Genomic DNA, 21,139 nt, shown 5'->3' with positions numbered 1-21,139 from the left:
ACGCGTAAATGTGTCGGCCGGGCGGCTCGGAGACCGCGCGCCAACGGCACACGGCGATTCCTGACTTTCCGGCAGACCGCGCGCAAGGCGTGGCCCGACTAGATGCTCGTGCCCGGTTGCGAGACCGGGTCCTTTGACCTTTAACGGCACCCGCCTTTGAAAATTGAGTGCGGGTTTCACCTATGGTCCGATCAGCGTGGACGCGCAAACCACTCGCGCCCTTTCAGCATGAAGTCCCAATAAACCTTTGGCAGCACGTACTTTTTCAGTACCCAGGCAAAACGGTTGGCGTGTGTGCCATCGATCGGGAATGTAGGGAGAAGTTTCCCGCCATAGCCGAATTCCGCCAGCACGATCTTGCCATGCTCCACCGTGAGCGGACACGCGCCATATCCGTCGTAATGCAATGAAAGGGGACGGCCGTCCATCGTCGCGAGCAGATTCTCTGCGACGACGACCGCTTGCTTGCGCGCCGCTGCGGCCGTCTTGGCGTTGGGGGCCGAGATGGCGTCGCCGAGTCCGAACACGTTGGCATAGCGTGCGTGGCGCAGCGTTGCCGGATCGACTTCACACCAGCCCGCAGCATCAGCCAGCGGACTCGCGCGCAACACGTCCGGTGCACTCTGCGGCGGGACGACATGCAGCAGGTCGAAAGGCTTGTCGACGAATTGCGATTGCCCATCGGCATCGAAGATTTCGAAGCGTGCAACGCGACGCTCGCCGTCTACCGCGCGCAGATGTGACAGATGGTTCAGCGAGATGCGATATCGCTGCACGTATTCCATCAGTGCCGGGACGTAGTCTTTCACACCGAACAGAGCCGGGGCCACCAGATGAAACTCGATCTTGGTCTTGTCGAGCACACTGTTCTGGCGCCAGGTATCGGCCGACAGATACATCGCCTTTTGCGGCGCGCCGGCGCATTTGATCGGCATCGGCGGTTGCGTGAACAGCGCATTTCCGCCCTTGAATTCGCGCACCAGCGACCAGGTGTACGGCGCCAGATCGAAACGATAGTTAGACGTCACGCCGTTGCAACCGAGCGTTTCGCTGAGGCCGTCGATGGCCTCCCAATTCAATTGCAGGCCGGGCGCGACGATAAGAAACCGATAGGCGAGGCGACGACCATCCGAGAGCAGCACTTGCTGATGGTCGGGCGCGAACGCGGTGATCGCGGCCTGAATCCAGTTCACGCCCTCGGGAATGACGCTCGACATCGGACGCGCCGTGCGTGCGGCGTCGAATTCGCCCGCGCCGACGAGCGTCCATGCCGGCTGGTAGTAATGCGTGTCAGCCGGATCCACGATCGTGATCGAGAGCGACGGACGACGGCGTCGCAAGCTCGCGGCGACAGAGATGCCTGCGGCACCTGCGCCCATGATGACGATGTCGGCGCTACTTTGCGTCGCGGGTGCTGGCGTAGCGGATACATCGCTGGACATAAGGTCTCCGGCAAAAGAGATAAGCAAGAAATAAAACGGATTACGACATATCGATGCGCATTCGGCGCATGTTCGATGAGCATTCGTTGTCTATCCGATGCGCGTCCCGCTCGAGGTGCAACGTCTCACGTGACGTAGTCACAGCAGCGGATACGAGATGTGCGGGACATTGTATAGAAACTACGTCGTTTTGCCCCTGTTTTCGCGGGGTAAACGGTGAATTCGCGGTGATTTAGCGGTGCTTTCGGCGAGTGTTTCCACAAATCGCTATCACTTCGCTGAGCCGTTCAAAACGCGAAGGCTTGAAGGCTTGCGAAGTGTGAGGGGACAGGGGAGATAAAAATCGCATCGAGTGTGCGATCGTCGGCGAGGTGACGAGGGCTGATGGAAAACGCCGGGCCATGATTGCGCATCGACCGGCGGACCTCGCGCGTCATCTGTTTTGGCCGTGCCGGATCAAGCGGGCGACGACGTCGGCGTCACGCATGCAGACCGTTGTGTTCGCAGTGAACTTCAATCGGGTCGGCATCGCTGTGACAGGCGCAGGCTTCGCCGTGCGCGCCTTGCATGAGAGCGCGAAGAATGCCGCAATCGCTCGTCTCGTGACGGCTTTGGCATTGCGCTTGCAGATGCAGCAATTGCTGCTCGAGCGCCTGCAATTCGTGGATGCGGGTGTGCACACGTGCCAGATGCGCTTCGATGAGTTGATTCGCGTCTTCACACGTCACGTTCGTATCGTGCGCCAGTTCGCCGAGACGTTTGGCGTCGGCCAGCGGCATGTCGAGCGAGCGACAGTGACGGATGAAGCGCAGCGCTTCCAGATGCTCGTCACCGTAGGTGCGATATCCGGCGTCGGTACGGGGCGGGGGCGGCAGCATGCCGGCCCGCTCGTAATAACGGATGGTTTCGACATCGGTGCCTGCCGCGCGGGCGAGTTCTCCGATCTTCATGCTTGACTCCGTAGTCACTACAGGGTTTTGAATGAAGGGTAACACGAATCATGTAACCAGGAGTTCACATGTCCAACCCCTCGGATTCGGTCCGTCTGGCGGGCGCGACGGCGGTACAGCGCAAGATGCCCGGCGAGACGAACGTACCCGATCAGCCGCCGTGCTGCGATCACGGGCACTCGCACGGTCACGAGCCCCAAGCCCGCTCGACATCTCATTCCCATGGCGATGCCCACGATCACGCGCAAGGCCGCGATCATGGTCACGACCACGACCACGACCACGACCACGACCACGCACATGTCGATGGCGCGGCTCCCCATACGCATGGCGGGACGTCGTGTTGCGCAGGTGCGGCAAGTCTCGCGTCTCCTGAGCCGGTGCCGGATAACGGTGCCCCGCAAGCGCGTTTTCGTATCGATCAGATGGATTGTCCGACGGAAGAGCGTCTGATTCGGGATCAGCTCGAACGTCAACCGGGCATCGATGCCCTGTATTTCAATCTGCTCAAGCGAGAATTGACGGTCGTTTTCGAAGCACAGGCCTCCGCCGCCGACATTACCCGTCAGAGCGATGCGGCTGCGCAGACGCTTCGCAAACTGGGTATGACGCCGGTGCCGTTGACCGGTGCCAACGCCGCACCGCCGCCGGCGAGTCGCAAGCGTGACGTCGCGGGCCTCATCGCCGGCGGCGTGCTGGCCGCTGCGAGCGAAATCGCAGTCTGGTCGGGGGTGCCTGAGCATAGTCCTTGGGTCGGCGCGATGGTGGTCGCGGCCATTCTGGCTTGCGGTCTGCCGACGCTCAAGAAGGGCTGGATTGCGCTGCGTCACTTCACCCTCAACATCCACTTCCTGATGTCGTTGGCCGTGACCGGTGCGATGCTCATCGGCCAGTGGCCTGAAGCCGCAATGGTGATCGTGCTCTTCGCGTTGTCCGAAAAGCTCGAAGCGGCGTCGTTGACCCGTGCCCGCCGCGCCGTCGAGGCGCTCATGCGACTGGCGCCGGATCAGGCGTCGGTCGAGCAGGCCGACGGCAGTTGGGCGGACGTGCCTGCGGCATCGCTGGCCATCGGCTCGCGCGTGCGTGCCCGACCGGGTGAACGGATTGCGATTGACGGTGTGATCGAGCAGGGCAGCTCTGCCTTGAATCAGGCGTCGATCACGGGGGAGAGTGTGCCGGTCGACAAGGCCGTGGGCGACGACGTCTTCGCCGGCAGCATCAACGAAAGCGGTCTGATCGTATATCGCACGAGCGTGGCGCCCGGCGATACCACGCTGGCGCGCATCGTGCGAATCGTCGAGACCGCGCAGCAGCAACGTTCGCCGACACAGCGTTTCGTCGACAAGTTCTCGCGCATCTACACCCCGGTCGTCGTGCTTTGCGCCTTGCTGGTGGCGCTGGTGCCGCCGTTGGCGTTCGGTCTGGCATGGGCGCCGTGGGTCTACAAGGCGCTTGTGATGCTCGTGATCGCCTGTCCGTGTGCGTTGGTGATTTCCACGCCGGTCACCGTTGTGAGCGGTCTGACGGCGGCGGCGCGCGCCGGGATTCTGATCAAGGGCGGTGCGTTTCTGGAGAGTGGACGTCTGATTCAAACCGTCGCGCTGGACAAGACGGGGACGCTCACGCGCGGTGAGCCGAAACTGACGGATGTCGTGCCCCTGGGCGAGACGTCGCGCGATGAGGCTCTGCGGCTGGCCGCAGCGCTCGATGCACAGACGACCCACCCGATTGCCCGCGCGGTTGTCGACGGCTATACACAGTCGGCGGAGTCGGCGCAGGCAGCATCAGGCGCGTTGCCGCCGGTCACCGATTTTGAAGCGCTGCCGGGCATGGGCGTGAAGGGGCGCGTCGGTCAGACGCTGTACTACCTCGGCAATCACCGTCTGATCGAATCGCTCGGTGTGTGTAATGCCAATGTCGAAGCGGAGCTGGCGCGTCTCGAAGCACAGGCTCGCACCGCGATCGTGCTGGCCAGTGAAACGCAGGCGCTGGCGGTGCTCGCCGTGGCCGACACCTTGCGTGAGGAGAGCCGGGAGGCGATTGCGCGACTCGCAAAGATGGGTGTCAGAACCGTGATGCTGACCGGCGACAACCGGGCGACCGCGCAAGTGATCGGTGAGCAGGCCGGTGTTACCGACGTGCGTGCCGAGATGCTGCCCGAGGATAAATGGCAGGCGGTGTCGTCGTTGCGCGAAACGTATGGTCACGTGGGGATGGTCGGCGACGGCATCAACGATGCGCCAGCCCTCGCAGCCGCCGACGTCGGGTTTGCAATGGGGGTGACGGGCACCGACAGCGCGCTCGAAACGGCGGATGTGACGTTGATGGACGACGATTTGCGCAAACTGCCGGCGTTCCTGGCGCTGTCGAAACGTTCGGCAACGGTGCTCAAGCAGAACATCGCGGCGGCGCTGGCGATCAAGGCCGTCTTCTTTACGCTGGCGATCGTGGGGCTGGCCTCGCTCTGGATGGCAGTGTTCGCCGACGTCGGCGCCAGTCTGCTGGTGATCGCGAACGGCATGCGCCTGCTGCGCACGAAAGTGGCGTGAAAGCGGCTGCGGCTGGTTTTGGTTTATGACCGAGGGGACGCTTAATCCCGACGCATGCCACGCTCGAGCGCGTGGGCGTCGGGCAACTGGCACAGGACGTGTGCCGCCCGGCTGGTGGCATTGACGATGATCGTGTCCAGACGCCCCGTGAGCTTGTCACGTTGCTCGGCGGCAATCGGTACGTCCTCGAGAACACGCTGGGCGACGACGGCATCGTTGAGATGGCCGAGCAACGTTTGCGCAGCCCGCAACGTGTCCTGATAGGGCGTACGAATCGATTTGCGCATCCAGGGCGTCAACGCTTCGGCACTGTAGCGCGCCTGTTTGATCTTCACGCGCAACGCATGCAATTGCTCGGTATCGAGCATGGCCATCTGCCGACAATCGGGAAATAGCGCAATGTAGCGTTCGCGAAGCACATTGTGCGCGTGCTTCGTGAGCGCCCGGGGCTGTTTGCCGGGCGTGCGAGCGGGGCGTCGCAACGCTTTCGCCGCCCGTGCATCGGCGCGGCCGTCATTCCGAATTCCGAAAGCCTCGATCAGCAGCGCGTGCAGTGCGCATTGTCGCTCGCTGGTCAGCGCCAGCGCAGCCTGCTCGCGCGCGTCGCTGCGGAGCCGCGAGAGATGGGCATCGATCGCGATCCAGTCGACGTCCGGGTATTCGAGGCGAAGCGCCGGAAGTGTCTCGCCAGTCAGAACGTCGGCGTCGCGTGCCGGCCCCATCGAATGGCCGACCCACCGCAACTCCGCTTTCAGTCGACGATGCCAGCGAGGCTTCAGCCATGGGGAAAAGACATCGATCAACGCACGCAGACGACGTGTCGCAATGCGCAACTGATGCACCGCTTCCGGGGGAATACCTTCGACGTCACTGGCGTCTGCCGTCGCTTGCGGCAAGGCGGGCCAATGCGCCAGTGGCGCGGCGGCGAGGGTCACTAACAGGCGGGATGCCGACATTCGGCGCATTCGTGCAGCGCCGGGCATTGCAGCGTCTTCCGTAGCGCCGGTGCCGAGGGCAGAGCGTGCTTCAGAGGAGGCTTGGGAGACGATGGGGGAGGCGGCGGTAGCCGCTATCGGCGCGCGTGTCATGTCACGCAACATAGCATAACTGCGCGGGGTCGCAACGCCGTGAGGTTTGCGTCATGTCAACCTGAGTCAACACCGCGTCGCGGGCGCCCGGTTTCCGAGACTCGGTGCGCAGGCCACCCGCGAGGCACGCAGCGTCACATCAGTCGTGGACCTCGGAAGAGGATGACGTGACGCCTTCTCATTGCTACGCACTACCCGGCGTGAAAACGGGGGCAAATGCGAGCAAAAAAGATAGGCCGACCCGGAGGCCGGCCTGCGCGCAACTGGTTTTACTTCTTGTTCACGGCGTCCTTGAACGCCTTGCCAGCCGTGAACTTCACGGTCTTGGCTGCCGGGATCTTGATCGCTTCGCCGGTCTTCGGGTTGCGGCCGGTACGCGCAGCACGCTTGCCCGAACCGAACGAGCCGAAGCCGATCAACTGGACTGCATCACCCTTCGCGACAGCCTTCTTGATGACTTCGATCAGCGTGTCGATGGTCTCGCCAGTCTGAGCCTTGCTTGCACCCGTTTGGCCGGCGACGGCGTCGATCAGTTCCTGTTTGTTCATGTGTGTTTCCCTTGAGAGGTGGTGAATACCGGCGACAACTCTAACACTTTCGTCATTTGACGAGTGTCGGTGTTGTATCCGCGCCATAAGGCACGCGGCACACGCCAGAATGTCGCCTTCGCGATACGTCACGCAAACATGATCCGAAGAGGGTTTCCGTGACATATCGAGAGGGCTCCGGCACTGGCCGGGCAGCCGCATTATAGAGCCTTCGGCAGGCTGTGGGCCAGTCCTGACAACGGTTTGCGGCGATTTTGTTGTGCGACGCCCCGTACTTTCTTGTTCTTGATGATAAAACCCCGGTAACTGCGGGCATCTCCGGTCATACCTCCTCGCAATCCCTTGCTGGGCGGGCTTTGGGAGTTTCCCTAGCCTTTTGGGGCTTGCGCATGCGGGTGTCTTTTGGTTGCGATTTGCCGCGAGTTTCGGGCGGACGTCTAAAATTCATTCGGGTGTCATCTCCGATGGCTAGCGTTGCGGCGCCGTTAGCCATCAAGGAATTCCCGCCATGCTGCTCTGCCAGATCACCGATCTTCACATCACGCGCCCCGGCGCGCTGGCATGCGGTCGTGTCGACACGGCGCCTGCCCTGCGCCGGGCGATCGCCACGATCAACCGCTGGACACCGCGCCCCGACGCGGTCATCGCCACCGGCGACCTGATCGATACGCCGCATCTATCGGAATACGAAGCACTTCGCGAGTGTCTCTCGGCGCTCGACATTCCGTGGTATCTGGTCGTGGGCAACCACGATCATCGTGAAGGGTTGCGTGACGCGTTTCCGGACCATGCCTACCTGCGCAGCGGTGGTGAATTCGTTCAGTACCGTATCGATCTGGGGCCGGTCACCGTTTTAGCCCTCGATACACAAGACCCGCCAAGCGCAGGCGGGCACTTGTGCGAGACGCGGCTGAACTGGCTCGACGAACAACTTCGCGCCTGCGAAGACCGCCCCACGATCATCGCGATGCATCATCCGCCGTTCGACACAGGCATCGAGTTCATGGACGGCTATGGCCTGTCGGCGCAGGGCCGGGCGGGCTTCGCGCGCGTGGCGTCGCGCTACCGCCACATCGAGCGCGTGATCTGCGGGCATCTGCATCGCAGCATTCAGGCGAGCGTGGAGGGCGCCCCCGGCATCATGGCGAGTACGTGCGTGTCGACCGCGCATCAGATCACGCTGGGCCTCACGCCAGGGGCACCCGGATCGATCATGCTCGAACCGCCCGGGTTCGCCATGCACCTATGGCAACCGGGGGCTGGTGTGCGTACCCATCTGGCCTATGTCGGACCCTTCGACGGGCCGTACACCTTCGAAGGTAAATCGGTATCCTGAAGGATTCATGCGGGTTGGCGGCACGAAAAATAGGGGACGAAAGTAGGACTCGGCGTGTGTAAAGTGCATTCCCATCAAACAGACGAGATCAGTTCGGATCAGCAGTCAAAGGCCGTCCCGGCACGCAGCATTCGCGGGACGGGAACGACGGATCTTTCCAAAAGAACTGTCGATCCGTGGCCCCGACCCAGGCATGAATGAAAAGGCCGGGCAGGGCACCTTCTGATAACGGGGAATCATGCAGACCGCCATCGCGCAATCCTTGCGCGTTCGCCCGCATTGCGCGGGCATATCGATGGCTTGCGATCGCGCGGCGTGCGGTAGTCGGCACGCGGGTACCCGGTTGAACCCCATTTCCGCGAACGCCACGTGACTGCCGCCACGCCCAACGACGCCGATTCGGCGAGCGCATCGCCTTCCTCCGGTTCCACGACATCGCCGCCCAAGGCCGCGCGCGTTCGCCGCTCGCAACCGCTCGGCAATCTCGGTCGCTGGGGGCGGCGGGTTGCGCCGGCGATTGCGCGTCCCTTCGCACTGCTGGAGGTCCTGGGCCTCACGTTGCTTGCCTTATTGATCGCCTGGCGTCTGCGCCCCGACGATCCGTTGCTGCTCACCACCCAGTTCCCGTGGCTGTGGCTCGTCGTGCTCGTGGCGGCATTGCGTTACGGGTCGCTCGCCGGTGCGGCCAGCGGGGCGACGCTCATGGCGGCGTGGCATGTCCTGTACGGTCATGCAGGCGGCGCGTTCCCCATGGCGCATTTCGCCGGTGGCATGACGATGGCGCTCATCGCCGGCCATTTCTGCGACATCTGGTCACATCGGGCGCATCGCTCGCAGGGCATCAACGCCTATTACAGCGATCGTCTCGTGGCGATCACGCACAACCATTACCTGCTGCGCGTCTCGCACGAGCGTCTGGAGCGCGACTTGCTGGCGCGTCCGGTGACGTTGCGCGACGCGCTCACCCGTCTGCGCGACCTCACCGTTCGCCGTTCGGCCGATGTGTACGGCGCGCCCGGTGGATTGCCGAACGCGCAACCGATGCTCGAATTCGCCGCGCTCACCTGTCAGATCGAAGTGGCCTCGCTGTTCTCCGTGCGCGGTGGTCGCCTGAGCGCGACGCCCATCGCCCGCGTCGGTGAGGGCTTCGAGCCTGACGCGCAGGACCCGCTCGTGCGCCACTGTCTGAGCGAAGGCACGCTGGCACACGTCAAAGCCGACGACACCGCCGCCGACAGCAGTCCTTACCTCGCATGTGCACCGTTGATGGACGCTGACGGCGCACTCTCCAGCGTACTGATCGTGCGCCGCATGCCCTTCCTGGTGCTCAACCACGACAACCTCCAGTTGTTACTGGTGCTGCTTGCTTACTACGCGGACGGCGTGGCCCATCAGCCCTTGGTGGCGGGGGTGAGGGCGTCCGTGCCGCAAGCGCCGTACGACTTTGCGCTCGAACTGGGGCGTCTCGCACGGCTCAAGCGCGCGAGCGGCATCGAGTCGTCGCTGGTGGCGCTGGCTTTCCCCCGTGGCGCGAGAGGCGACTCGTTGTTCGAGCAGACGGTGCGTCAGCGCCGCGCGCTGGACGCCCTGTGGACCATCGGCACGCCGCGCAAGCAGATCGCCATCGCGCTGATGCCGATTACGGACGAGCATGGGATCGACGGGTACCTGATGCGCGTCGAGACACTGCTGCGCCAGCAATACGACGTCGACTTCCAGAGCGGGCATATCGCCGTGCATACCGCCCATATCGATGCAGACGCCCCCGGCGACGGGTTGCTCAAACTGATGGAGCGTTGCGTCGACCATGCCTGAGCGTACGCCGGAGCGCAGCGCCGCGAAACCTGCCTGGCGGCTAAGGCAGAACGGGGCTGCACGCGGCATTCGCCTCGTGCGATGGGTGCTGACGCTGGCCCTTGCCGTGCTTGCCGTCACGGCGCAGTGGCAGGCCGTGCGGCTGGTGTTGCAGGGCGACGCCTGGGGCGTGTCCTCCGTCACGTCGGACGCCATGCCGTACGTGCTGGCCTGGCAAGCCGTCGCGGCGCTGTTCGCCGGCGGGTTCATGACCGTCGCGCTGCCGTCCGGCTATCGCGAGCGGCGCGGCGTGTTCTGGCACATCGCGCTGGTGACGTTTTTCCTGCCGGTGGCGGGCATGGTCGTCGTGATGGGCGTGTTGGCGATGGGCTATCTGTTCCCGCCGCCACGCGAGATGCCGAGCGCAGGCCGGGTGTCGGCACCCGGGTTCGTTTCCCATCTCGTGACACGTGTCCGACACGGTGCGGGCATGCGCCTGCGTGCGCGACTGCGCAACGTGCAGGGCGAGCGCGACGACCGGGTGGCCGCGTTGATCTCGGTGCAGGCGTTGCCATCGCGGGTGACGAGCGAGATCGCACGCGACCTGCTGGGCGACCCGGTCGAGGAGGTGCGTTTGCTGGCGTACGGCATTCTCGACGGGCTGGAGAAACGCATCATGCAGCAGATCTTCGCCATGCGTGACCGGTACACGGCCGCCGAGGACGACGATGAGCGCGCCCATGCCTGCGTGCGTCTCGCCCAGCTTTACTGGGAGTTGATCTACCAGAATCTGGTGCGCGGCGAGGTACTGCGTTTCACGCTGGAGCGCGTGGAGCAATTCGCGCGAGAGGCGCTGGAGCAGCACGAAGACGACGCCTCCATGTGGTATCTGCTGGGGCGTTGCGCGCTGCTGCGAGAGAACCCGGACGTGGCCGAGATGCACCTGCGTCAGGCGCAGTTCCACAGCTTCCCGACCGAGCGCCTGCTGCCGTGGCTGGCCGAAGCGGCGTTTCAGAAGCGTCGCTACGACCGCGTGTCGTATCTGCTGGGCGGACTGGGTGCCGGTGTGACGGGGGCCAAAGGTGCGGCCAGTGCCACGGCGTCGCCGGTCGTGCAGCCCGCCGTACGTTTCTGGACGCGATGAGCGCGACGACCCCCATGACCGCATCTCGTCACCACGATATTCCCGAGCGCCCCCCGTCCCGTCGCGCGACGGTGGCGGACGTCGCCCTTCTGCTCGAAGGCACCTTCCCTTACGTGCGTGGCGGCGTATCGTCGTGGGTCGATCAACTCATCCGCGCCTTTCCGGACCTGACGTTCGCCGTGGTCTTCATCGGCAGCCGGCGGTGTGACTACGGTGCGCCCGTGTATCCGATGCCACCGAACGTGACCCATTTCGAGGCGCATTACCTATACGAGACGTCCACGGCATTGCCAGACTCGGCGGCGTCGCCCGAAATGCGCGGCAGTGGGCCAACGTCCACCCACGGAAAGTCGAAGGGATCGAATGCTACCGACGCCGACGCATTTGCCCGGGTCGCCCGCTTGCACGATCTGTTTCGTCAGCGTCACGAAGGGGCGTCGGGGGGAGGCGAGACGGCGGAATACATGCGCGTGGACGGATTGCGCAGCATGCTCGAACATCTTCTGCCGATGCTGCGCGACGGCGAACCGCTCTCGCAGTCGACGTTTGCGCACAGCGAGCGATCATGGGAGTTCATCACGCAGCGGTACGAGCGTTTCTGTCATGACCCGTCGTTCACGGACTACTTCTGGACGATCCGGGCGATGCACAAACCGATCTGGCAACTCGCGCGGATCGCCGCCGACATGCCCGCCGCGAAGATGTACCACACGGTATCCACGGGATATGCCGGGCTATTGGGCGCGATGCTGCGCATGGCGACGGGACGCGCGCTGCTGGTGACCGAGCACGGCAGCTACACGAAGGAGCGCAAGCTCGATCTGCTGCAAAGCGAATGGCTGCGTGACAACCGTGGCCCGTTCGAGCGCGACATCTCGCGCGTGGGTTACTTCCAGAATCTCTGGATGCGGTTCTTCGAGGCCATTGGCCGCATTTGCTACGACACGGCGGATGACATCGTGTCGCTGTACGAGGGCAGCCGTCAGCGGCAGATCGCAGACGGGGCGCCGGCGCACAAGACACACAGTATCGCCAACGGCGTGGACATTGCCCGCTTTGCGGCACTCAGAGCGACGCATCGCGAGCGGGCCGACATTCCGCCGGTCGTCGCCTTGATCGGGCGTGTGGTGCCGGTCAAGGACATCAAGACCTTCCTGCGCGCCGTGTTTCTGGCGTACCGTGCCCGTCCGGACGTGCAGGGCTGGATCGTCGGGCCGGACACCGAAGACCGGGCCTATGCGCAGGAATGCCGCGACCTCGCGGCCAGTCTGGGGATGGAGTATCAGGTGAGGTTCATGGGATATCGCGCCGTCGAATCGGTGCTGCCGCAGATCGGCGTGCTCGCGTTGTCGTCCGTCTCCGAGGCTTTGCCGCTGGTCATGCTCGAAGCGGCGGCTGCCGGGGTGCCGGTGGTGGCAACGGACGTCGGCGCGTGCCGTCAACTGATCGAGGGCAACGATCCGGAGGACCGGGCGCTCGGACGCTCGGGACGCATCGTGCCGATGGCCGATCCGGAGGCGCTCGCCGCCGCCATCGTCGAGGTGCTGGAGCCCGATGCGTGGCATGCGGCCAGCCGCGCGGGCATCGCCCGTGTCGAGCGGTCGTATCGGCTCGATACCTTGCGCGACGCCTACCGCGCGTTGTACCGGCAGTGGACGACCGACGATGCCGCAAACGCCGGAGGCGCTGAGCATGCCGGGCGCGCGTCCGGCGCGGGAGGCGAGCACTGATGGCCGGGATCGGTTTTGAGTTGAGGCGTCTGCTGCGCAGCGATACGCTCTCGGGTACCTTTGCCGCCTACAGCTATGCGGGCATCATCAGTGCCGGGCCGCTGGTGTTGTCGATGGTCGGCGTGGTGCTCGTCGGTCTGATGAGTCTTGCGCACGTGCATCCGCAATCGGTGTTGACGCAGTTTCAGGTGTCGGTGACGTATCTGATCGCATCGAGCGTGATCGTCACCGGACTGATTCAACTGGCCTTCACCCGGTATCTGAGCGATCGTCTGTTCGCGGGCGAACCGCAGGCCGTCATGCCGTCTTTCAACGCCGTGACACTGGTCACGACTGTCGTGCTCGGCGGCATCGGTCTGCTCCTCTCGCAGACCCTCTTTGCCGACCAGCCGCTGGCGTACCGGTGGCTGATGTGGATGGGATTCGTGCTGCTCGGCAATCTGTGGATCGTGGTGCTGTTCCTCACCAGTGTGAAGCAGTACCGCGTGATTCTCGGCATCTTCTGCGCCGGCTACAGCCTGACGGTGATCTGCGCAGTGCTGCTGGGGCGGTATGGCCTCACGGGCCTGCTGGGCGGTTTCGTCATCGGCCACACGGCATTGCTGCTCGGCTTTACCGTCGTCGTCGCCCGGAATTACCGCGCGTCCACATGGCTCTCGTGGGCGGTGTTCGTGCCGCGTAATCTTCGTCTGTCGCTCGTGGCGGTCGGCGTTTGCTTCGGGCTGGGTATCTGGATCGACAAGCTGATGTTCTGGTGGTGGCCGGCGACGGGGATGAACGTCATCGGTCCGTTGCGCGCGGCACCGGTCTATGACTTGCCGGTGTTCCTTTCGTACCTCTGCGTGATTCCCGGCATGGCGGTGTTCCTGCTGCGTATCGAGACGGATTTTGCGGAAGCCTATACGGGCTTTTTCGACGCGGTGCGACGCGGCGGCACACTACGCCAGATCTCGGCGTCGCGTGTGTTGATGGTGCGTGCGGTGCGTACCGGACTGTTCGAGATTCTGAAGGTGCAGGCCGTGGTGACGCTCCTCGTCTTCGCGTTCGGCGACGATTTACTCCGTTGGGTGGGCGTTCCCGTCGGATGGCAAGCGTTGCTGCGCATCGACGTCATCTCGGCCGGGTTGCAAGTCCTGTTGCTCGGTGTGCTCAACGTGCTGTTCTATCTTGACCGGCGGCGCGACGTGCTGCTGCTGACCGCGCTATTGGTCGTGCTCAACACGTTGTTGACATGGGGCAGTCTGCACTACGGGCCGGCGACGTACGGATATGGCTTTGCGCTGGCCCTGTCATGTGTCCTGGGGCTCGGCGCGTACCGGCTGTCGAGGCGTCTCGCAGCGCTCGAATACGACACTTATATGCGCCCGCATACCTGAAATGTCGGGGGATGACGGGCTCGCTCGATGGTGTTCGCCCATTGTTCGTCCATCGTTCTCCCATATCTCCCGCACGAATGGCGTGTCGCGGACGACCGGAGTAAGATGCGGGTCTCGCGATCAAAACGCGCCGCGAATCGTTGTACACATTGCGTGCATTCGGGCCACGTCCAGCGGGCGTCGCCAAGGCATTTTCATGAAGAATCAGGGCACCATTCTCGTTACCGGCGGGGCCGGCTATATCGGCTCGCACACGTGCGTTGAACTGCTGGTGAGCGGCTATGACGTCGTCATCCTGGACAATCTCTGCAACAGTCACCGCGACGCAGTCGAGCGCATCGGCCGTATTGCCGGTCGCGTGCCGGTGTTCGTCGAAGGCGATGCGTGTTCGGCGAGTGTCATGGAAGACGTTTTCACGCGTTACCGTATCGACGGCGTGATCCATTTTGCCGCGCTGAAGTCCATTGGCGAATCGCTCGAGAAGCCATCTCTCTATTACCGCAACAATCTGGGCAGCCTGCTCACGCTGATCGAGACAATGGATCGTCACGATATGCGGCATCTGGTGTTCAGTTCGTCGGCGGCCGTCTACGGCAATCAGGCGACCGTGCCTGTCGACGAGACGGCGGCGCTTGCGACGGCCAACCCGTACGGCCATACCAAGCTCATGGCCGAGCAGATTCTCACCGACACGGCCAAATCGGATTCCCGCTGGCGCATCGGCGTGCTGCGGTACTTCAATCCGGTCGGTGCGCACGAGAGCGGGCTGATCGGGGAGGATCCGGGCGTCACCCCGAACAACCTGATGCCGTTCGTCGCACAGGTCGCCGTAGGCAAGCAGCCGTTGCTCAAGGTGTATGGGGGCGATTGGCCGACGCCCGACGGCACCGGGGTTCGCGATTACATCCACGTGGTAGATCTGGCGCGGGGGCATCTGTCGGCGCTGGCGGGCCTGCATGCGCTCGACGCGGGTTTCACCGTGAATCTGGGCACCGGGGCAGGGAGCAGCGTGCTGGAAGTCGTGCGGGCGTTCGAGGCGGCCAGTGGCCGTCCGGTGCCGTACGAGATCGTCGAGCGTCGCTCGGGCGACATCGGTGTCTCCTACGCCAATCCGGCCCGCGCACAGGCGTTGTTGGGCTGGCAGGCGCAGTACGATCTGGCGCGGATGTGCGCGGATCATTGGCGCTGGCAGCATCGTAACCCGGACGGCTATCGCTGATCCGGCGTCGTCTGTGCCTACGGGGGCGCCATTGTGCGCCGCCCGGGCAGCCCCACCCGATATACCCCTCGAGCATATCGATATGCCTTAAATGACTCAGGGGACAAATGAAAGCTATTCCCAATTGGGGTAAAATGGTGGGGTTTTCCCGTCCATAACCGATAGTGCGTATACCTGATGCGCCTGGAGTTCTGGCATCAGGGCCGTCAGGGATGGCCCGCGAGCGCGTCTTTCTGGCGATTCCGGCCGACATCGTTGTGTTTGTCGGTTTCGTCGAAGCGCAATGTCGCCGGCCTCCGTCACACGTCAAGTCAATATGAGCATTCAGAATCAACAAACCGTGTTGGAAGTCCACCACTGGACCGACACGCTGTTCAGCTTCAAGACCACTCGCGACGCTTCGTTCCGTTACGTCAATGGCCAGTTCACCATGATCGGGCTGGAAGTGGATGGCAAGCCGCTGCTGCGCGCCTATAGCATGGCGAGCGCGAATTACGAGGAAGAGCTGGAGTTCCTGAGCATCAAGGTGCAGGATGGTCCGCTGACCTCGCGTCTGCAAAACATCAAGCCGGGCGACAAGGTGATCGTGGGCCGCAAGCCGACGGGCACGCTCATCGACGACAACCTCCTGCCGGGCAAGAACCTGTATCTGCTCTCGACGGGCACGGGTCTCGCGCCGTTCATGAGCATCATCCGCGACCCGGAAGTCTACGATCGCTACGAGCACATCATTCTGGTGCACGGCTGCCGCTTCACGAGCGAACTGGCCTACCGTGACCTGATCACGCAGCATCTGCCGGAGCATGAGTATCTGGGCGAGTACATTCGCGACAAGCTGATCTACTACCCGACGGTCACGCGTGAAGAGTTCGAGAATCAGGGCCGTATCACGGAGCTGGTCGAGTCGGGCAAGATCTTCACGGACATCGGTCTGCCGGAGTTCTCGCCGGAAAATGACCGCGTGATGCTGTGCGGCAGCCCGGCCATGCTCAAGGACACCCGCGAGCTGCTGGAAAAGCGCGGCTTCGTCGAAGGTCACAACCACGCACCGGGTCATTATCTGGTCGAGCGCGCATTTGTCGGCTAATCCCGTCGGTTAGACCGTTAGAATGTTGTCGTAAAGAGAAGCAAGAAAAGGCCGCTCATTTGAGCGGCCTTTTTCGTTATGCCGATCCTGCCGGTCTTTCATGCGCCGATCAGAAATCCATCGTGGCGCTGGCGAGGAACGTACGGGTGGAGCCCGGCAGTACGAAGCCGTTGTACGTAGTCGTCCAGTAGTGCTTGTCCGTCACATTGTTGATCGCGGCACGGAACACCACGGACTTGCCTGCGACACGCGTCGCGTACTTTGCCGACAAATCGATGGTGGTGTACGACGGGATCGAGAGCGTGTTGGCGGCGTCGACCGCCTGATCGCCGGTCACCTTGACGCCCGCTGCCACGGTCAGCCCGCGCACGAACGGGGTGTCGTACTCGACACGGCCCGTCACGACGTAACGCGGTGCTGCGAAGATGCGCTTGCCTGCGACTGCCGGATCGTCGACGTTTACGGCCTTCGTGTTGAGCAGCAGCACGCCACCCATCACGCGCCAGTCGTGCGCGATGCGTACCCAACCGCTGGCGTCCAGCCCCTGAAAGCGTTGCGTACCGTCCTGCACGAAGAAGTTGGCCTGATTCGTGTAGCCATAGCCGCGCTCGACACGGAACAGGGCCAGATTCGCGCCCCACGATTGCTTGTCCGCCTTCCAGCCCACTTCGTATTGCTTGCTCTTGAGCGGACCGTACGTCTGCGGATAGTTGCTGTCGGTGATGCTCGCCGAGCCCCCCGGTTCCAGCGATTCGACATAGCTGGCGTACGCGGTCGAATCATTGTCCGTCTTGTACATCAACGCGAGCGTCGGCGTGACGGGCTTGGCCTGATAGGCGGTCGTCGTCTGGGCGTTGACGTCGTACAGGGCGTCGTTGAACTGCGTGTAGCGCAGGCCGACGAGCGCGGAGATGCGCGACGTGATGCCCACGGTATCGCTGGCGTACACCGCACGTTGCGAAATCTTCTCGCTGCGATACGGTTGGTAATCCAGCCCGATGTCCTGATTCGGCAACAGCGACGGGTTGTAGATGTTGCTCGTGCCAAGCGAGATACCGTTGCCGCCGAGCCCGTTGTCGTTGAGCTTCACCTGGCTCTGATAGGCAACGCCGAACACCACATCGTGGCTGAACGGGCCGGTGTTGAATTTGCCCTGCATCATGGCGTCCCACGCCTGATAGTAGTAGGCCGTTTTCCACTTGTACTGCGTGTCGGCGTAGTCGCCGGCCGGGTTCATCACGTAAAGGAAGCTGTCGCCGTTCAGGCGGTTCTGGCGTGCGAAGCGATACTTGAAGTTCGCTTTCCACTGATCGTTGATGCGGTAGTCGAGGCCGGTACCGGCGGTGAGCGCGTCGGTTTCGTAGTACGTGAAGGGCTGGGCCAGATTGCGGGCGACCTTGTTGGCGTCGGGCACCGCACCGGCGCCGCCGAAGCTCATGCCGAACAGCGTGCCGGTCGTCTGTCGCTTCCAGTACGCCACGTCCGCCGACCAGGTCAGATCGGGCGTGATGCGGAAATCGGTCGCGAACGAGATCGTCTTGCGACGCACGTGGTTGTTCGGCTCGGCCGTATTGCCTTCTTCGTTGACGAGATTCAGGCGGTAACCGAAGCGATTGTCGGGGCCGAAACGACCGCCGAGATCGAGCTTCTGGCTCCACACGTTGCTGGCTTCATAGCCGACCGAGAACTGACGCAGCGGCTCGTCCGTCGGGCGCTTCAACACGTAGTTCACGATGCCGCCGGGCGCGCCGAAGCCGTACATGAAGCCGGACAAGCCTTTGAGCAGTTCAACCTGTTCGAACGGTTCGAGCGGAATGTCCGCTTGCCAGGACACGAAGTTCTGGCCGTCGATCTTCGTGCCGTCGAGCATGTCTACGCGCATGCCGCGCACCGCGAAGTACGAGTTCTCGTTGCGTTTGTTCTCGGAGAGCGTGGTGACGGCGGGGTCCCACTTGAAGGCGTCCGTCGCCGTTTGCGCCATCTGGTTCTTGATCTGCTCGCTGTTCACGCCGACGACCGAGAACGGCGTGTCGACCGCGCGTCGTGTGCCCAGCGCGCCGCTCGACACGCGTTCCACCTTCACATCGTCGTCGCGATTGCCCGACACGGTCGTCGCGGGCAGTGCGGCCGTATTTTTTGCGGCAGCGGCGGCCGGTTGCGTGTCGGACGTCTGCTGCGCATGGGCCGCGCCGGAGACGAACGTCAACGACGCCGCGCAGATCGCGAACACGCCGGCAACGGCGCGCGTGATGGACGAAGGCGTGAGGTCATGCGCAGCGTACGGACGAACGGATCCGCGCCCTGCGAGCGGGCGGTATTGCAACATCGGTAAATCTCCCTGTGTTTACGCGCCGCGTGCCGGCGCATCCTGTCGTGAAGCGATTTCGTGTAAAGCGATCTTTTATTTATGTGGGGAAGCTTGCGGTGGAGGCGATGCGCTCCACCGCGAACGCACGCATCATCAACTGCGTGCGGGATTCGGCTGCTCGGGCAGCGCTGTTGTGAGGGTGTTGTGGCGCTCGGCTTGCGTCGGCGCGTCGGTGCTGGTGGGCGTGGAGGACTGCGTCGTCCGCGCGGCGCTCTCGGTGGCCATCGGATAGGCCCAGACGCTGTTCGGATCGCCGCGACGCGCGCGACGCCACGTCGCACGGGCGAACAACGCAAAGATCACGGCGCTCACGAGTGCGATCAGGTCGACGCCCGCGAGCACCCAGTCTCCATCGGCGAGCGTGCGCACGAGGTTGTCGGCGGTGAACAGGGCATCGGCGGCAGGAATAGCGAGACAGGCGACGGCCGTCGCGATCAGCAATGCAGTGGCAGCCACGGCTGGCGCCGTGAGCGCGGCGAACACCATCGACAGCGCCAGGGTGACGACAAAGATCGACAGCGCGGTCGCGCCGGGCGCGATCACCGCGCCGACGAACGCCACGGCCATCCCGAGACACGTGCCCAGGAACACGCCTGCCGTAGCTTTCGCCATCCATCGCAGATTCGCGGGCTGAAGGGCGGTATTGCGTTTGCGGCGCGATTCGAGCCAGAGCAGATTGCCGCTGTAGACCAGCACCGCGCCCATCAGGCCGAGGATGAAGTACACCCAGCGCATGACGTCGCCGGCGAAGTTGCCGAAGTGCGCGCCATAGATCATGCTGAGTACGGCGTGGTTCGTGTCGCGTACGCCCGGGCTGTGCTGGCCGACGATCTCACCGTCGTTCAGACGCACTGCCACCGCAGCGAACACGCCAAGCGAATCGCTGGCTTCGCCGTAGACCTCGGCGACCGCGTCGGGCTTGCCATAGCGCGACCAGGCAACCGCCGTCGTTTCCATGTCGGGCGCAGCATGCTCTGCACGGGCGAGGATCGCCTGAAGGTCGAGCGGTTTGCCGTCGACCGGCGCGATCTTCGCGGGCACCGAGCCCGTCATCTGCAAGAACTGCGGCGCCAGCTTGTTCTCGAACGTCACCACGTTAAAGGCCATCATCAGCGGCAGGCTCAGGCACAGCAATGCGCCCGTGAGTGCGAAGACGATGTGAAACGGCAGGCTCAGTACGCCGATGGCGTTGTGGGCGTCTTGCCAGAAGCGCTTGAGGTTGCGTCCCGGGCGCAGCGCAAAGATGTCGCGCGTGACGCGCGGCAGATGCACGATCACGCCGGAGATGAGCGCCATGCCGTAAAACAGCGACACCACGCCCATCAGATACAGGCCATAGGTCGGTACGGACAGCGAGTAGTGCAGGGCGTTGACGGTGTTCGACAGGCCGGGGCGAGCGTCGCCGATGATGAGCGATGTCGCCGTGCCATCTGCATTCAGGCGCAGTCTCGCCTGCATCCATTCGCCGTCCGGCTGCAGCCAGTAAGCGAAAGGCACGGGCGAGTGGCTGGGCAGTACCACACCCATCTGTTCGCGCGCTGCCGGGTACTGGGCACGCACCATCTCGGCGAGCTGTTCGGTCTGGGCGAGCGAGAGCGGGGCATGACGCGTTGCCGGTTGCTCCCAGCGCTCGATCTCGTGGTGAAAGACGGTCAGGGCGCCGCCGAGCATGGCGACGAACAGGGCGAAGCCGGCCACGATGCCGGCCCACGTGTGGACGCTGAGGTATTGACGAAGTGTTTGAGCGCGCATCGGGCGATCCTTACCAGACGGCGCGCGCCAACAGCAGCGCGGCCCAGGCGACGACGGTAGTGGCGCCCATGCCGATCCACGCGCGTGTCGCGGTGCGGCTCGCGAAGACCACGGCAAACAGGCCGAGCCATACGAGCGGGAAGAGGGCGATGACGGGAATGACGGCGGTTTGCCAGCCGGCAGGCGTCATATAGGCGATGGCGCCGCACAGTGCCATGGCGGCAAAAAAGCCGGGGACGAGGCCTGCGAACGTTCTACTCCACATGGGCGTCTCCCCGCAGCCAATGCCAGCCGCCGGCAGCATACGGCCAGAACAGCAAGCCGAAGCACAGCGACATGAAGGCCGACGCGATGCCCGCCGACGCGCCAGCGGCGACCCACCAGCACACGAGGCTGACGAGGGCCGCGATCAGCGCGATCGCGCGCGTGGGCTGCGCGGCCAGACGTTGCGTGCGCAATCGCTGGTGTTCGGACGTGAGGTAGCAGGCACCGCCTGCGAGCCATGCCAGTGCAATGGCCAATGCAATCAACATGCTTGGGTGGTGCGGAAAAATCGTTGAAAAATGAAGCTTTGCCAACGTCGGATGCCATCTTCGACAAACGAAAACGCCGCCTCTGGGGCGACGTGGCTGGCGAAGCAAATCCACAAACGGTTCCGGTCAGACCCGGCCGATGACGTCAGCCGGACATCCTTCGGTATTCTCAGGGTGCTTGATGACGTAAACCAACGCAAACGTTAACGAAAACGATTCGCAT

The 21,139-nt window shown here is 63.6% G+C and carries 16 protein-coding genes; 8 read left to right on the top strand and 8 right to left on the bottom strand.

What is annotated here, in order from left to right:
- Positions 1-191: 191 nt before the first annotated feature.
- Both A9762_RS20615 and A9762_RS20610 read right to left on the bottom strand, forming a co-directional pair.
- A complete protein-coding gene (locus tag A9762_RS20615) occupies positions 192-1,442 on the bottom strand; it encodes an FAD/NAD(P)-binding oxidoreductase (protein WP_069343876.1) in 1,251 nt (416 codons plus the stop codon).
- A gap of 479 nt (positions 1,443-1,921) precedes the next feature.
- A complete protein-coding gene (locus A9762_RS20610) occupies positions 1,922-2,392 on the bottom strand; it encodes a Cd(II)/Pb(II)-responsive transcriptional regulator (protein WP_069343875.1) in 471 nt (156 codons plus the stop codon).
- Between the two features lie 68 nt (positions 2,393-2,460).
- Here A9762_RS20610 and A9762_RS20600 point away from each other — a divergent pair, with 68 nt between their 5' ends.
- Positions 2,461-4,941, top strand: a complete 2,481-nt coding sequence (locus A9762_RS20600) for a cation-translocating P-type ATPase (protein ID WP_083254144.1) — start codon at positions 2,461-2,463, stop codon at positions 4,939-4,941.
- A 41-nt stretch (positions 4,942-4,982) separates the two neighbouring features.
- On the opposite strand, the gene A9762_RS20595 is transcribed toward A9762_RS20600, so the two are convergent.
- Together A9762_RS20595 and A9762_RS20590 are read right to left on the bottom strand one after the other, a co-directional pair.
- On the bottom strand, positions 4,983-5,897 hold the full coding sequence (locus A9762_RS20595) for a CHAD domain-containing protein (RefSeq protein WP_069343873.1): 915 nt from the start codon (positions 5,895-5,897) through the stop codon (positions 4,983-4,985).
- Positions 5,898-6,298: 401 nt separating this feature from the next.
- The gene (locus A9762_RS20590; RefSeq protein WP_044455653.1) at positions 6,299-6,577 is read right to left on the bottom strand and encodes an HU family DNA-binding protein; all 279 of its coding nucleotides are present in this window, start codon (positions 6,575-6,577) and stop codon (positions 6,299-6,301) included.
- A gap of 508 nt (positions 6,578-7,085) precedes the next feature.
- Here A9762_RS20590 and A9762_RS20585 point away from each other — a divergent pair.
- From A9762_RS20585 to A9762_RS20555, 7 genes are all read left to right on the top strand, one after another.
- Positions 7,086-7,913, top strand: a complete 828-nt coding sequence (locus A9762_RS20585) for a phosphodiesterase (RefSeq protein WP_069343872.1) — start codon at positions 7,086-7,088, stop codon at positions 7,911-7,913.
- A gap of 369 nt (positions 7,914-8,282) precedes the next feature.
- Complete coding sequence (locus A9762_RS20580) at positions 8,283-9,728, top strand: PelD GGDEF domain-containing protein (RefSeq protein WP_069343871.1); 1,446 nt, start codon at positions 8,283-8,285, stop codon at positions 9,726-9,728.
- The gene (locus A9762_RS20575; RefSeq protein ID WP_083254142.1) at positions 9,721-10,851 is read left to right on the top strand and encodes a hypothetical protein; all 1,131 of its coding nucleotides are present in this window, start codon (positions 9,721-9,723) and stop codon (positions 10,849-10,851) included. The genes A9762_RS20580 and A9762_RS20575 overlap by 8 nt, the downstream gene beginning before the upstream one ends.
- A gap of 14 nt (positions 10,852-10,865) precedes the next feature.
- Positions 10,866-12,581: a GT4 family glycosyltransferase PelF gene (gene pelF / locus A9762_RS20570; RefSeq protein WP_069343886.1), complete on the top strand. Its 1,716-nt coding sequence runs from the start codon at positions 10,866-10,868 to the stop codon at positions 12,579-12,581.
- The gene (pelG, locus tag A9762_RS20565; protein ID WP_069343870.1) at positions 12,581-13,957 is read left to right on the top strand and encodes an exopolysaccharide Pel transporter PelG; all 1,377 of its coding nucleotides are present in this window, start codon (positions 12,581-12,583) and stop codon (positions 13,955-13,957) included. The genes pelF and pelG overlap by 1 nt, the downstream gene beginning before the upstream one ends.
- Positions 13,958-14,153: 196 nt before the next feature.
- Positions 14,154-15,176 (top strand): UDP-glucose 4-epimerase GalE, encoded by a 1,023-nt coding sequence (gene galE, locus A9762_RS20560; protein WP_069343869.1) that lies wholly within the window; start codon positions 14,154-14,156, stop codon positions 15,174-15,176.
- 316 nt (positions 15,177-15,492) lie between these two features.
- Entirely contained in the window at positions 15,493-16,263 is a 771-nt protein-coding gene (locus A9762_RS20555; protein ID WP_069343885.1) for a ferredoxin--NADP reductase, read from the top strand.
- Between the two features lie 109 nt (positions 16,264-16,372).
- Here the strand turns inward: A9762_RS20555 and A9762_RS20550 are convergent, their stop codons facing one another.
- From A9762_RS20550 to A9762_RS20535, 4 genes are all read right to left on the bottom strand, one after another.
- Entirely contained in the window at positions 16,373-18,589 is a 2,217-nt protein-coding gene (locus A9762_RS20550) for a TonB-dependent siderophore receptor (protein ID WP_083254141.1), read from the bottom strand.
- Positions 18,590-18,724: 135 nt separating this feature from the next.
- The gene (locus A9762_RS20545) at positions 18,725-20,383 is read right to left on the bottom strand and encodes a PepSY domain-containing protein (RefSeq protein WP_069343868.1); all 1,659 of its coding nucleotides are present in this window, start codon (positions 20,381-20,383) and stop codon (positions 18,725-18,727) included.
- A 10-nt stretch (positions 20,384-20,393) separates the two neighbouring features.
- Positions 20,394-20,648, bottom strand: a complete 255-nt coding sequence (locus A9762_RS20540; RefSeq protein WP_139133319.1) for a hypothetical protein — start codon at positions 20,646-20,648, stop codon at positions 20,394-20,396.
- Positions 20,638-20,916 (bottom strand): hypothetical protein, encoded by a 279-nt coding sequence (locus tag A9762_RS20535; protein ID WP_069343866.1) that lies wholly within the window; start codon positions 20,914-20,916, stop codon positions 20,638-20,640. Before A9762_RS20535 ends, A9762_RS20540 begins: the two co-directional genes overlap by 11 nt.
- Positions 20,917-21,139 lie beyond the last annotated feature (223 nt).

The organism is Pandoraea sp. ISTKB (genome assembly GCF_001721285.1).
GTDB classification, from domain to species: domain Bacteria; phylum Pseudomonadota; class Gammaproteobacteria; order Burkholderiales; family Burkholderiaceae; genus Pandoraea; species Pandoraea capi.
The sequence above is the reverse complement of the archived record's forward strand: the minus strand, read 5'-3'. Positions and strand labels throughout refer to the sequence as shown.